This is a genomic window from Streptomyces sp. NBC_00647, assembly GCF_045207245.1.
Classification (GTDB): Bacteria; Actinomycetota; Actinomycetes; order Streptomycetales; family Streptomycetaceae; genus Streptomyces.
Map to the genome: position 1 here is coordinate 10,018,459 of NZ_CP109040.1, position 13,650 is coordinate 10,032,108.

A 13,650-nucleotide genomic window follows, 5' to 3' on the forward strand; every position below is an offset into this window, starting at 1 on the left:
CGCCCCGTGACGACTGGGAGAACCCGGACGCGCACGAGCAGGGGCACACGGTCGTCGTCGCTCGCGCGGACTGGAGCAGCGTGGGGGCACGGACGATCGGCGCCGAGGAACTGGCGGCCCCCGCGGAGCCGGCCGTGCGGTCGGATCGCGGAGCGCGGACGCGCCGCCCAAGCGCTCGAGGGGAGGCGATGCGGATGCTGTCGCCCCCCGACGCTCAGGTGGGATCCGCTCGCCGTCTGGTCGCCGCGACGAGCACGAAGGTGACGCTGATCAGGAGGGACCAGGCACCGATCTTGTCGAAGGAGACCGGCTGCCATTCCTGGAGCTGGTACGGGTAGCGCCATGCGCCGAGGTAGGTGGCGATGTTCTCGGCCAGCCACAGGAAGAATCCGATCAGCGTGAACGAGAACAGCAGCGGCATGCTGTAGCGGGCCTTGCCCACGCTGAACCGCACCGACGTACCGGCGGTGACCACGGCGAGCAGTGCGGCGAGCGGCCAGCGCACATCGGGCAGCCAGTGGTGGGTGAAGAAGTTCGCGTAGATGGCGGCGGCCACGGTCGCGGTGGCCCAAGGGCGGTAGCGGACGAGCTCCAGCTCCATCAGCCGCCACGCGCGGCAGACGTAGCTGCCGACGGCGGCATAGAGGAACCCTCCGTACAAGGGCACGCCCGCGATCTTGAGCGCCGCGGGCTCCGGATAGCTCCAGGAACCGTGAGCAACCTTCACCAGCTCGAAGGCCAGTCCGATCGCGTGGCATACGGCGATCACCGCGACATCGCGCCCTGTCTCCCAGCCGCGCAGGCGGAAGACCAGCGTGAGCAGCAGCCCGTAGACAAGCAGCAGGTCGTACCTGGCCACAGGCAACCTCGGGGCCAGGGTCGAGAGGGCCATGCCCGAGAGCAGCGCGACAGCGAACGCGCAGGAGCGCGTCTGGAGGCGGGCGAAGACCAGCAGTTGCTGGACCGGGGCGACGATCACGGTCATGAGGGGAGAGACGTGCTGGTGGAGGCGGTGGTTCCTCCCCTGGCACAGGCTTCACCGATCGTTCAGGAGCCCTGCCGACAACAGGGCTCGGCGTCCGCGTCCGCGCTCATGAGTCCGCTGGGCGCTGTTCGGCGGCCACACGATGGGAGGGGAGCCAATGCCGGGCGTGGTCAACGGAGTCCACAAGGCTCAGCAGCCTGCAGTGAGCCGCCCCGATCAGGCTGCTTCGTACACGCTCACCCGCCGCTGCCCGTTCAAGGTCCGCTCCGAGTCTGTCGAAGTCGCTGTCGTCCAGAGCGACGTCTTCGTAGGACCACCACTGCCGAAGTCCGTTCCTTCGGACCACACACCGGTAGGTGCGGCGCGGCGGATCGGGGACGCGGTACTCACCGAGGTGGAACGCGGTACACCTGTCGAAACCGACGCCCAGCAGGAGTACGCGCGCTCTCAGCTCGTACAGCCGGGCAAGAGGCGAGTGCTCGCCGAGGTGGCAGTCCGGATGATGGTTGTCGGTGATCCTCGCGGCTCGAGGGCCCAATGCGGCAAAGGATGTCTGTGGATGGCCGCTGCGCACGGAGCGCGCGTGGCGTCGAACCGTCTCGGCCAGAACCCCCATGCCCGTAGAGGGGGTCGTCTCGGGGTCGAAGGGCGGCATGGCGTTCCGAAGCGCAGTGCGCTCTCGGTCGCTCAGACCGCGAACCCGTTTCCGGTAGACCGAGGAGGTGTCCGAATTGTCCGCAGTGAACGTGGGAACGACCAGGGTTCCCCGTGTGCCCAGAACGCGACCGAGTGCCCTCAGTACGGCGGCGGCGCCACCCGCGACCCTTCCGAAGGAGCTCAGCGATGCGTGGACCAGCAGGATGTCGCCTTCTTCGACACCGAGTTCGGCGAGCCGGTGAGTGATCTCGGACTCGGTGAGCCCTTCCGTGGCGGGGACAGCGCTCACGGCTCTCCCTTCCCGCCGCCCCGCGGCAAGGTGGGGGAGTGTGGTCGGTGACGGCTCATCCTGACATCCTCCCGGGCCTGAAGGCCCGGGTTACCGCGTGCTCTCACACGTGTGTGAGCCGCATCTTGATCACCTCCGCAGCGGCACCTAGGCTCGTCTGCCATGGGGGAACGGGTCCACAACCGGCAGCGGTGGCGCGAGGGGCCGGTCGGTCGTGCGGTCATGGCGCTGCCGGCCGGGGTGGTGGGCCTGGCCGTTCTGGGAACCGTGTTCGTCGTTCTGCCGGGGGTGGTGGTCGACCACGATCTCGCCGGAGCCTCTGTCGCGCCGCAGGAACGGCTGAAGGCCGTGAACGATGTCCGGACGACCCTGCTGCAGGTGATCGGCGGGCTGGTCGTGCTCTTCGGCGCGTATGCCACGTGGCGGCAGCTTCGGGTCAGTCAGGACGGATTGCGCGCCACCCAGGAGGGCTATGTCACCGACCGGTTCAGCCGGGCGGTCGATCAGCTCGGCAGCGACAAGCTGGACGTGCGCGTCGGCGGACTCCACGCGCTGTGGCGGGTCGCGGAGCAGTCCGCCCGTGACCGCGAAGCCGTCATCTCCATCCAGGCCGCCTATCTGCGCACGCACCTGCCCTGGCCGCCCACCGGTCCCGAAGCGCCGACGGCGGACATGCCCATCAACGACATCGCGCCGCTGGAGGCCCGTGCGGCCGACTCACAGGTGGCGTTGACCGGCCTCGGTGTGCTGTGCCAGACCCGGGAGCAGACCTGGGTCAACCTCAGCGCCACCGACCTGCGCCGGGCCGACTGCGACGGGCTGTGGCTGCCCGAGGTCAATCTCGACCGCTCCTGCATGGAAGCGGCGGGCCTGTACCGCGCCAATCTGACCCAGGCGTCCCTGGTCTCGGTCAACCTGAGGCACGCCGACCTCAAGACCGCGATCCTGCGCCAGAGCCGTTGTGCGCTGGCCGACGTGCGCGGCGCGCGGCTGGTCGAAACGGACCTGCGGGACGCCGACTTCACCGAGGCCGACCTGCGCGAGGCGAACCTGCGCAAGGCCGACGGGCGCGGTGCGATCTTCCGCCGGGCCGACCTGCGCCTGGCAGATCTGCGGGGCACCGACTTGAGCACGGCCGACCTTCGGCAGGCGCGCCTGACCGGAGCCCGGGCCAGCGGTCACACCCGCTGGCCGTCCGACTTCGACCATACGGCCGCCGGTGTCGTCGTCACCGATGACCCCGGCCCTGAGCCCCCGCCGTTGCTCCAGCCGCCGGGGATGACGGCGCAGCACCCCCCACTGAGCTCCATGCCGTGACCGAGCAACTCCTGTGACAGGCCCCGAGGTGCGGGACGATGATCACGCCGGTCGCGACCATCCCCCTCAGTTGAGGGTGAGCTGCCGGCCCACGACCTGAGGGAGACTTCGGGACAGTCGGTTGCTCAGGCCCATCGCCGCCCACTATGCGTTGGACGATCCCAGGCGATGAACTTCCTGGTCGGCTTCGTGCACTGCCAGTTCGGCCGCGGCAACGGCATCCGCGGCAGCGGCATCGCGCGTCTCCGCGTCCTGCCGGTCCTCTTCGGTCCGCTGAAGTCGCTCCCGCGCCTCCTTCAGTTCCTCCTCGGCGATGGAGAACCGCTCACGGGCCTTGCCATGTCGGTCGCGGGCACGCTGCAACAACGTGTCTGCGTCCGTTCGAGCCGCCTGTAGTTCGCGCAGATGCCGCGCCGCGGCTTCGGCCGCCTTCCGGGCCCGGGCCAGCTCCTGCTGCCGGCGGCGCCGAGCGGCACTTTCGTCCTTCGCCGCTGTCCGCGATGACGCTGGTGCGCGGGTGGACCCGGGCGGCTTGCGCCGTGTGCCAGAAGTCAGGGGAGGGGCGACGGGAAGGGAGGACGGAGGCTTGAGTGCTGACTCCAGACGGCCGGTGCCCCACTGGCTCGCCGCGCTCTCGTCGGTGAGCACGGCCTGGAGAGTGGATTCGACCTCTCGCTCGGCCGCGTTCGACAGCTGGTGACCAGCCGTGCGAGCCAGCTGTGCGGCCTGCCGGGACAGCGCGGACACGATCTGGCGCCGCCGCTCGGACAGCTCCTTGACGGCGTCGGTGTCCAGGTCCTGGTAGGCCGCGCGCAGCGCCTGTCCCAGTTCCAGGAAGCGCCGGCTTTCCTCCGGTTCGGAGCGCAGCAGCAGATTCGACGCCCAGGCCGCGAGTGTGGGGCGGCGAGCGGCATGGATGAGGCGGGCATCATCTGCCCGCCCCGCGGTCCTGGCCGCCACGGCCAGCTGCTCGCGACGGGCCACGAAGTCGGGCGGAGCCGTGGTGTACAACGCGTCGAGAGCGGCGTCCACGCCGTCCCGAACCTCGCCTCCTTCGCCCTTTCGCCGCATGATCATCAGATTCTCCCGAGCCGGACCACCGCGCATCCTGGAAATGTCAGGTTTCGGGTCGGTCCTCCTCCAGCTCGAACCACACCGTCTTGCCCTCCGGCTCGGGACGGACGTTCCACTGGTGGGCCAGGAGGTCGAGGAGGAGCAGGCCGCGACCTGAGGAAGAGAGCTCGCCGGGGGCGCGCCGGTGTGGAACGTCGTCGCTGCGGTCGGTGACCTCCACGCGCAGCCGTCTGTGGCCTTGCACCCCCTCGAGATCGGCCCGAAGTCCGGCGGCCTCTTCCGTGTGGACCAAGACGTTGCCGAGGAGCTCGGACGTGAGCAGCACGGCCGTGTCGACCTGTTCAGGACTGGCCCAGTCATGGAGAAGCCCCTGGATCTCGTTCCGGGCCTCGGACAGGTCATGTGCCTGATCCTGTTCGAGGGTCAGGGACAGATGGCGCTCAAGCAGGGCGGGGCTGGGCTCGTTGACGTCGCGGCGGAGGAGGAGCAGGGCGATGTCGTCCTCGGTGAGGGATGTCAGTGGGCGGTGTTCTTCCGGGTCCTGGGGGGCTACGACCGCCCTCAACAGCCGGTCCGCCAGGCCTTCGAGATCTTCGGAGGTGCCGGGAGCGAGAGCGTTGCGCACCCGGAGCCAGCCGGAGTACATGTCGTGGCCGCCGGTCTCGATCAGGCCGTCGGTGCACAGCATGAGGATCTCGTCCTCGCGGAGGGTGAGGACGTTGACCGGGTAGTCGTCTTCTCCAAGACTCAGGCCCAGCGGCAAGCCACCGCGCAGGTGCTTGAGCAGGCAGGTTCCGTCGGGGAGCCGCAACACAGGATGCGGGTGCCCGGCGCGAGCGATGCGCAGGGTGCCGGTGGCGGGGTCGGCTTCCAGGTAGATGCAGGTGGCGAAGCGGTCCCCGTCCAGTGCGGCCAAGAACTGAGAGGCCCTGACCAGGACCGCATCGGGTCCGTGGCCTTCCGCCGCGTAGGCGTGGATCGCGGTACGCAGCTGGGACATCAGCCCGGCGGCATGCACATCGTGGCCCTGGACGTCGCCGATGACCAGACCGAGGCGTCCGTTGGGAAGGCTGAGGCTGTCGAACCAGTCGCCGCCGACCATGAGGCCCCCGCCGGTGGGAACGTACCGGGCGGCGACGGTGAGGCCGTCGACGCCGGGACCGGTGCGGCTCATGCTGCTGCGCAGGCTACGGGAGAGGGCCAGGTCGGTCTCGTCGGCGTATGTGCGCTCGATGGTCTGGCCGAGGAGACGGGCCACCGTCGTCAGGAGGGCGCGCACGCCATCGGTCATCTCCACCGGAGCTCCGAAGGCGGCCACCCAGACACCGGTCACCTGGCCGTAGGTGATCAGCGGCAGATAGGCCCACGCCTGGTGGTCCTCTTGCTCGCAAGGCTGCCGGTGGGGAGGGAAGCGGGCACGGTATTCATCCAAGGAGGGCAGGAAGACGGGGTGTCCTGTACGCACCGCATGTGCGCCTGGGTGGTCCGAGTCCAGCGGAACCTGGAAGTCGTCACCCCCGCAGTCCCGAAATCCGAGCTGGTCCACACAGTGCAGACGTTCACGGTCCGAACGAAGGACCATCTGGCTGCGCAGAGGCAGCGAGGAGTCGGCCAATCGGGGGACGATGGCCAATGCCTCACGCAACGACTCGGCCCGTGCGAGCGCGTGCCCTGCCACCAGGAGGCCGGTCTCGCGGGCGCGCCGACGGTCCGACGAGGAGCGGGATCCGCCGGTGTCCGGGCCCTCCATACGATTGAGAGCTTCGATCTGGCGCACCTCGGCGTACTCCTCGGAGCTGCGGATCTCCCCTCCACCAGCCACCTGCGCACTCCCGTCACGGCTCGGCGTACTCTCGTCCTCCCCATGGTCCGCCGGGCCCAAGCGGGCCGCCTGCGCAGTGTGGTGATCAGCAGTGACAGGCCGAGGTGGCGCGTGCCCCCGTCGATGAGGAGAGACGTGCGGCTCTCGGCCGCGTGCGGATGACGTGTGCTTCCACGGACCGCGCGCAACGCCCGGGCGGCTGACTGCGTGGCGGAGAACCGGCTTCGCTGTCCCGCGTTCGAGCCACAGCCTTGCTCAGGCCGCCATCACGTTCAGGCGCGCGACCGCTCTCGGCCCCGAGCGCGTCCGGGGCGTGTCGCGGCCCAGGCGTGGATACGCCGCAAGAAGCGGCCGACGCACTCGTTTGAAACGGTGGTAGAAATTCAGCCACCCGTCGGGTGGCGATGGAGATACGGGCCGGCGAAGACCGGAGTCGACGGGTCGGGCCGGAGGGATTGGCGGCCGCGGAAATGCGAGAAAGTTTCTTGCGAGCCAGACATTCCTGATATAGACAATGACCTACGAGGCAGGGGGGCTCGTGGGGGTGGGGATGCTACGGATTCATTTTACGACCGATGATCTATTGAAAACCAGGGTGGTCTCATCGCCGGATCCCATGTGGGAACTGGTACTGAGCGTCTTCCGATTACGCAGACGGTTGGCCGTAGCCCGGTACGAACCATGGTATCGGCAGGTCAAGGCCGAAGCGGCCCGCAGTGATCTGCTGCAGCGCATTCGGCTCATGCTGATGCCCATGATCCCGGCCTCGGGATATTTTCCGGATTTTCTGACTCCGGAATACCGACGGCACGGAGGAATCGAATCGATCATCGAGGCCGTGGCCGGATGTCCGAGAATCGTCCTGCGCAGTCAACTCGACCTCCTCGACCGAGGTCGGGGATCCCCTTGGCTGGAGCGGTTGTACGAAGCGGATTCCGCGGCCCGAGAAGACTTGCAAAAACTCTTGATGGACTACCAGCGTATCGCCCTCGTCCCTCACTGGAATGCGATACGTAACAGCGTCGAGACGGATCGGGCCATGCGTACCCGGGCCCTTCTCGACGGCGGAGTCGATGGATTGCTGCACAGCTACCGGCCGCTGATGCGGTGGGCGCCTCCTGTCCTGCACGTTCGGTATTCCGTTGATCAGACACTCCACCTGAACGGACGAGGGCTGCTCCTGGCCCCGTCGCACTTCGGCCAGGGACCCGCGAACTCGCTCGCCGATCCCGCTCTGCCGCCCGTCCTCGTCTATCCCGCCGGGTACGACAGGGCGGCGGTGCCGGTGACCGTCCGGGCTCTGGGCCGGCTCATGGGCGGCACCCGTGCCTCCATCCTGATCGCCACCGAGACCGCGACCACATCAGGGGAACTCGCGCGCCGGGTGGGTGTGTCCGCTGCCACGGTGAGTCATCACCTGTCCGCGCTGCGCGCGGCGGGTCTTCTGAGCACCCTGCATCAGGGCGAGCTCATCCTGCACACCCGTACCTCCACCGGATCCGCCTTGGTCGACGCGGCTCATACCTCGGGCACTTGATACCGGAAACGTGACCGGGGCACTGGTCACCTGCGCATTTCGACCACGATGGAAAGGGGTGTCCCTCAACCGAACAAGCTGGCGAGTATGGCTGGCAGCCCGCATCCGTACCGGAAGGGATACGACACACCGTGAAGAACTTACGTCGCTCGGCAGCAGTCGCAGCCGTCCTGGCCGCCGGCGCCACCGCCCTCACCATCAGCCCCGCGGCAGCGGCCGACACGACCTGCTCCACCGGCTACGCCTGCCTGTACTACCACCCCAACTACCAGGGGGCCTTCTTCAAGCAGTTCCCCAGCATCCCCAACTACTCCAGCTACAGGTTCACGACCAGCGCCAACGGCAGTGACGGCGCGGGCCTGAGTGTCCGGAACAATGCCGCTTCGGTGGACAACTGGGACTTCAACAACGCCTTCACCGTGTACTACCACATCAACTACACCGGAGCGAGTCAGCGGTTCGCCGCGGGCGGCGGTGGGAACTTCAACACCACGCTGCGCAACGAGAACGCTTCGGGAAAGTTCGGCTGACCCGGCGGAACGTCCCGACCGACTGAGGTCTGTTCGCCGCAGCCTCACGCAGGGGGTGCCCCGCTCCGAAGACACCGGGCGGCGCATCCCCTGCGCCCCGGCCGCATGCTCGGCCGTCCTTGTGTACCCACCCACCGCATCGAGGACACACCGGCTCATGACTTCGTCCCCTACCACCGGCCACCCGAAAGCCGCCGTCGTCCTGGCGACGGTCTCCGTGCTGATGGCCGGGGGCTGCTCCTCGTCCTCGCCTTCGTCCTCCGTGCCTCCCCGGCCTAAGGGCGCGGCCGTCGTCATGCCGGAGGTCTCCTCCGTGCCGCGGCTGATCACGGCAGCCGACACATCACTGCCGATCGCCCCGTACCTCCTGAGCAACAAGCAGTCGGACGAGCTGACCGCGGCCCAGGCCAAGCTGACCGAACAGTGCATGACCCGGTTCGGGTTCCGCTACACGTCTCCAGCCCCGACCCCGGTCTTCAGGCCGAGGACCCCCACCCAGTTCCGGTACGGCGTGACCGACCCCAACGAGGCGGCGGTCGATGGATTCGCTCCGAACGGCAGCAGGACCGCCCCGAAGACCGTCAAGCCCGCGTCGCTGTCCGCGGAGATGACTCTCGTACTGACGGGAACTGACGACCCGCACATCAAACCCGGCTCCACCGCGGCCGGCGGGCAGGTCTACCAGGGCCGGAAGATCCCTGCCGGCGGATGTTTCGGTGAGGCTCGGGCGCGACTGCTCTCCGAAGGGCCGGAAGCCGGAGGCGACGCGGAGCTCTCCAACGACATCAACATCGACAGCTTTGAGACCTCGCGGAAGCACCCCCTGGTCAGAGCCGTATTCGCCAAGTGGTCGCAGTGCATGGAAGCCCGCGGCTTTTCCTACACCGACCCGCTCGCGGCCACCAGCGACAGTGCCTGGCGCACAAGGACCGCGTCGGCGAAGGAGAAGGCGGCAGCCCGCGCCGACGCGGACTGCAAGATGCGGAACAACGTCGTCGGCGTCTGGTACGCGGTCGACGCAGCCTTGCAGAAGCAGGCGATCGAGAAGAACAGTGGGGCTCTGGCCGAGATCAAAAAGGCGATCCGTGCCCGGGTGGAGATCGCGGCGGCCGTGCTCGCCGGATGACGGGCCCACCCGATCAGGTGCCGGGTTCGCGTGCGTGACGCATCGTCACCGCGGGGGGGGTGCTGAATTCTCCCTCGATCCGGCGCGGTCGCCGGCCGCCGGGGCGCGGATCGACGAGGAGTGAACCAGCGGAACGGATCCCCGCCGGCCTTCATGAGGAAGTCGCCGGGCACAGGATCCTTGCCGCAGCGGGCATGGTCGACGCGCATCGGAGTCGTACCACAGTTGTCCGCCCGACTGTGCAGGACCGTTTCCCCCGCGATCTATGCCTGGACGAGGACGGTGAGCCATTCCGGTTCGCGTGGCCGGTACCCGTAGCGGTCCATCAGTCCCGATGTGATGGCCGGGACGTGACCGGCTCCGTAGACGATCGCCACCCGGATCGGCTCGTCGCCGTGCTCCGCGTGGATCTCGCCGAGCGCGTCGAGCAACCGTTTGTCGCGCCGATCGGTCAGTGCGTGAATCACCGGATTGTCGGCCATCATCTCGGCTTCCAGCGTCGACGGCAGATCCTCGACCACCAGGTCATCATCGAGGAACGCGCGCGGACCGCGCAGGGCGAACACCAGGCCCATCACCGGCGCAGCGACCATGAGCAGCAGGTACGTCCATCGCGAGAGTGTCCTCAGATCCGCGATCGCCTCGGCGGCGGTCACATCGGGGTTGATGACCTGTGCGGTGTCGGAAAGCAGCAGCTCGTTCCGCTGCTCCTGAAGGCCGTTGCGCCGTCGGCGTGGGGCGAACCGGTAGGCAAGCGTGAGGGTGCTTATGCCGACCGACTTCCCTCGGATTCCCTCCATGACTATGAGGTCGCATTCCCTGAGTCTGAGGCGGACCTGGGAGTAGAACGTCGGCGAAGCCACATGCAGCATCGGGAAGATCACGAACTCCAGCGGCGTCCCGGCCCGCCTCATGGTGATCACAGCGGATCGGACGGCATACCCGGTCACCTCGATGATCTGCATGATTCCCCCGCGAGCCTCGCCCGGTTTCCGGTCCACCCGTACCAGGACACGAGACCTCCCCGGGCGGTGGTTCCCTCCCGGGGCAAGCTGCCCTACGTCTGTCGCCTTCGTGCTGCCCCTCGTGGCCGCGGCGCCGGGACGGGCTCTCCGCTGAAGGCTCCGGGGTAGCCGACCGTGCCGAGGCTCAGCAGGACGTGGCGCTCGGCGACCTCCTCGGCGGTCAGGGAACCGCTCTCGCGGTACCAGTTGGCGACGCCCTGGCACATGATGAGGACCGCGCGGACGGCGTCGGCCGGGATCGGCGTGGTGAATGTGCCCTGGCGGATGCCCGCGTGCACGGTGTCCAGAAGCATGTGCTCCAGATAGTCCCGCAGCGCCACGTACCGGGCGCGGTTCGCGGGCTCCAGGCTGCGGATCTCGGTGTCCAGGAAGGCGAGCCCCTTGCGGTGGGCCATGTAGAGCACGATCGACTCCACCATGCCGCGGAAGCGGGGCAGCGGGTCGTCACCGGCTTCCTCGGCGGCGGCCCTGCAACGGTCCAGGACGTCCTTCATGGAAGTCTCCAGCAAGGTGGAGAGCAGTGCCTGCTTGTTCTCGTAGTGGTAGTAGAGAGCGGGCACGGTGACGCCGACCCGGCCGGCGATGTCCCGGACCGAAGTGCCGTGGTAGCCGTGTTCGTTGAAGGCCTCCATGGCGTGAAGCAGGATCGGGTGCAGGGTGAGCGGGCCGTACGAGCGCCAGCACTGCGCGGGAGCGGCGGTGGCCTGACTCGGTTCGGTGCTCAACGGCTCTCCTCGGCGGGTCGGCGACGGGGACATCGTACGTCCATGAGGGGCGGTCACCGCCGCACTTCTGCTTATCGATCGCTCAGCAATTGCGCATGAAGCCGTCCGTGCTCGTTCGACGTCCAGCTCTCGAAGTACGCGCCTCTGAAGGGGAGTTCACTGACAGCTCTCAGGGAGCGCGTCGAAAACTCGGTCCGTCGCAGGCGTTGACCGTCTTCACCGCCGCTCGTACCTTCTTTAGCGAACGCTCAGTAAGTTCCCGGCCTGGCAGACGTTGAACCACCATGCTTCCTCGCCGGTGTCGGCGTTTCCGCTGCCTTTGGAGACCGACCCGTGGCCACCATCGCCGAGAGCCGCACCATCCGCTGGGAAGAGGACACCGACCGCGTCGTCACACTCGTCCTCGACGATCCCGACCGGTCCGCCACCACCATGAACGCGGCGTTCATCGACTCCCTGGATGCCACGGTTGACCGGCTGGAGGCCCGGCGCGACACCCTCAGGGGCGTCGTCCTCACCTCCGCCAAGAAGTCCTTCTTCGCCGGCGGCGACCTGCGCACGGCGAGCGCTTCACGCCGCCCGGGCTGCTGCTGCGCAAGGCCGAGCGAGGCGAGATCTTCACCGACGCCTGAGTCGCCGCCCCCTCACCACACCGAGCACGCCCACCGCCAGGAGGCCGAGTTAGATGACGACAGCCCCGCGCACCACCGGGGAACCACCAGCGGAGCAGACCGCACAGACCGTGCCACTGCTGCTGGAACGCAACGCCCTCCGGTACGCCGACCTGCCCGCCCTGTCCTGGCGGCCGGAGGACGGTGCCGGAACCGGCGAGAACGGCTGGAGCACACTCACCTGGTCCCAGGTCCGGGAGCACACCACGCGGCTCGCGGCCGGGTACGCGGCGCTCGGCGTCGGCCGAGGCGACCACGTCCTGCTCATGATGGCCAACCGGCCCGAACACTGGCTGTCCGACCTGGCACTGGTCCGCCTCGGCGCCGTGCCCGTCAGTGTCTACGGCACCTCGGCCGCCGAACAGGTCACCCACATCGCCCGCAATTGCCGGGCCCGGATCGCCGTCGTCGAGGGACGGGAGCAGGTGGCCCTGTGGGCGCCGCTGCTCGACGACGCCGACACCCCCCTGGACCGGCTCGTCGTCGTGGAACCCGGGGCGCAGGACGGCCACTTCCCGTACGCCGCCCTCAGCCGGGAGCCCGTGCCGGAGCGGTTCGCGAAGTCCCTGGACACGGCCCGGCCCGATGACCCCCTGACGGTCGTCTACACCTCCGGGACCACCGGAGAACCCAAAGGCGTGGTGCTCGGTCACCGGCACGTGCTGGCCAACGCCCTCGCACTGGACGACGTCGTGGAGCTGCCACCCCACGTCGAACACATCTGCTACCTGCCCTTCGCGCACATCGCGGAACGCATGCTCGGCATCTACCTGCCGTGCCACCGGGCCTCGCACGTCTACCTGTGTCGCGATCCGGCGGGCCTCGCCGAGACGGTGCGCGAGGTGCGCCCGGCCCAGTTCTTCGGCGTACCGCGCGTATGGGAGAAGCTCGCCGCCACCGTCCGGTCCGTCCTGTCGCTGCTGCCGGCGGAGCAGCAGGCGGTCATCGAGGAAGCCGCGCGGGTGGCGCGCGACCATGTCGCCCACCGGGAGCGGGGCGAGGATCCGCCCGCCGGACTGCAGGCCGCCTATGCCCGGCACCGGGCGGAAGTCCTGCTGCCGCTGCTGGCGGCAGGCGGTCTGGACCGGGTCACCTGGGCGGGCAGCGCGTCGGCGCCCATGCCGATCGACGTGGTGCGGTTCTGGGCCGGGTTCGGGATCGTGATCATGGATGCATGGGGGCTGACGGAGACCACGGGGGTGGCGACCACCAACAGTCCCCGCACGGGATTCCGGCTCGGCTCGGTCGGGCGGCCCGTCTCCTCGGCCGAGGTCCGGATCGCCGTGGACGGCGAGATCGAGGTGCGGGGCGCGACCGTGTTCGCGGGCTATCTGCGGGAGGACGGCACGGTGAGGCCGGCGGTGGAGGAGGAGGGCTGGCTCCGCACCGGTGACATCGGGCGCCTGGACGAGGACGGCTACCTCTGGATCACCGACCGCAAGAAGGAGATGATCATCACCTCGACGGGCAAGAACGTCTCCCCGGCCCTGGTGGAGAACGCCCTCAAGGAGCACCCGCTGATCGGGCAGGCCCTCGTTCACGGCGACAACCGTTCCTACCTCGTGGCGCTGCTGGTCCTCGACCCGGAGGCGGCTCCGGCCTGGGCGGCGGCCCACGGCGTCGACACCGGCGGCGACCTCGCGGACCTGGCGGCGCTGGCGGCGCATCCTGCCGTACGGGAGGAGGTGGACCGTGCGGTGGCCGCGGCCAACTCCCGGCTGAACCGCACCGAGCAGGTCAAGCACTACACGCTGCTGGCCGAGGAGTGGGGTCCGGCGACCGGTGAGCTGACGCCGTCGCTGAAGATGCGGCGGCAGGTCATCCGCGAGAAGTACGGCGCCGAGCTGACGGAGCTGTACGAGGGCTGACGCAGGGCGCGGATCACGGCGGCG

General features: G+C 68.7%; 11 protein-coding genes and 1 pseudogene. 6 read left to right on the plus strand and 6 right to left on the minus strand.

Features of this window, described 5'->3' with window-relative positions; all coding sequences use genetic code 11:
* Positions 1–214: 214 nt before the first annotated feature.
* Together OG788_RS44185 and OG788_RS44190 are read right to left on the minus strand one after the other, a co-directional pair.
* A complete protein-coding gene (locus OG788_RS44185; protein WP_406376518.1) occupies positions 215–985 on the minus strand; it encodes a DUF817 domain-containing protein in 771 nt (256 codons plus the stop codon).
* A 106-nt stretch (positions 986–1,091) separates the two neighbouring features.
* Positions 1,092–1,931, minus strand: a complete 840-nt coding sequence (locus OG788_RS44190) for an aminoglycoside N(3)-acetyltransferase (RefSeq protein WP_406376519.1) — start codon at positions 1,929–1,931, stop codon at positions 1,092–1,094.
* Between the two features lie 222 nt (positions 1,932–2,153).
* Here OG788_RS44190 and OG788_RS44195 point away from each other — a divergent pair, with 222 nt between their 5' ends.
* Entirely contained in the window at positions 2,154–3,248 is a 1,095-nt protein-coding gene (locus OG788_RS44195) for a pentapeptide repeat-containing protein (RefSeq protein WP_406377005.1), read from the plus strand.
* Between the two features lie 144 nt (positions 3,249–3,392).
* Here OG788_RS44195 and OG788_RS44200 read toward each other — a convergent pair whose 3' ends face one another.
* The gene (locus OG788_RS44200) at positions 3,393–4,319 is read right to left on the minus strand and encodes a hypothetical protein (RefSeq protein ID WP_406377006.1); all 927 of its coding nucleotides are present in this window, start codon (positions 4,317–4,319) and stop codon (positions 3,393–3,395) included.
* A 46-nt stretch (positions 4,320–4,365) separates the two neighbouring features.
* Positions 4,366–6,144: a SpoIIE family protein phosphatase gene (locus OG788_RS44205; RefSeq protein ID WP_406376520.1), complete on the minus strand. Its 1,779-nt coding sequence runs from the start codon at positions 6,142–6,144 to the stop codon at positions 4,366–4,368.
* A gap of 514 nt (positions 6,145–6,658) precedes the next feature.
* Here OG788_RS44205 and OG788_RS44210 point away from each other — a divergent pair.
* From OG788_RS44210 to OG788_RS44220, 3 genes are all read left to right on the plus strand, one after another.
* Positions 6,659–7,681 (plus strand): ArsR/SmtB family transcription factor, encoded by a 1,023-nt coding sequence (locus OG788_RS44210; protein WP_406376521.1) that lies wholly within the window; start codon positions 6,659–6,661, stop codon positions 7,679–7,681.
* A 131-nt stretch (positions 7,682–7,812) separates the two neighbouring features.
* Entirely contained in the window at positions 7,813–8,211 is a 399-nt protein-coding gene (locus tag OG788_RS44215) for a peptidase inhibitor family I36 protein (protein WP_351542367.1), read from the plus strand.
* Between the two features lie 157 nt (positions 8,212–8,368).
* Positions 8,369–9,337: a hypothetical protein gene (locus OG788_RS44220; protein ID WP_406376522.1), complete on the plus strand. Its 969-nt coding sequence runs from the start codon at positions 8,369–8,371 to the stop codon at positions 9,335–9,337.
* A 263-nt stretch (positions 9,338–9,600) separates the two neighbouring features.
* Here the strand turns inward: OG788_RS44220 and OG788_RS44225 are convergent, their stop codons facing one another.
* Complete coding sequence (locus tag OG788_RS44225; protein ID WP_406376523.1) at positions 9,601–10,302, minus strand: hypothetical protein; 702 nt, start codon at positions 10,300–10,302, stop codon at positions 9,601–9,603.
* Positions 10,303–10,394: 92 nt separating this feature from the next.
* The gene (locus OG788_RS44230; protein WP_406376524.1) at positions 10,395–11,087 is read right to left on the minus strand and encodes a TetR/AcrR family transcriptional regulator; all 693 of its coding nucleotides are present in this window, start codon (positions 11,085–11,087) and stop codon (positions 10,395–10,397) included.
* Between the two features lie 342 nt (positions 11,088–11,429).
* On the opposite strand from OG788_RS44230, the pseudogene OG788_RS44235 reads away from it, so the two are divergent.
* Positions 11,430–11,645 (plus strand): annotated as a pseudogene (locus tag OG788_RS44235) (hypothetical protein); the annotation flags it as partial.
* A 127-nt stretch (positions 11,646–11,772) separates the two neighbouring features.
* Positions 11,773–13,626 (plus strand): AMP-dependent synthetase/ligase, encoded by a 1,854-nt coding sequence (locus OG788_RS44240; RefSeq protein ID WP_406376525.1) that lies wholly within the window; start codon positions 11,773–11,775, stop codon positions 13,624–13,626.
* The last annotated feature ends 24 nt before the right edge of the window (positions 13,627–13,650 follow it).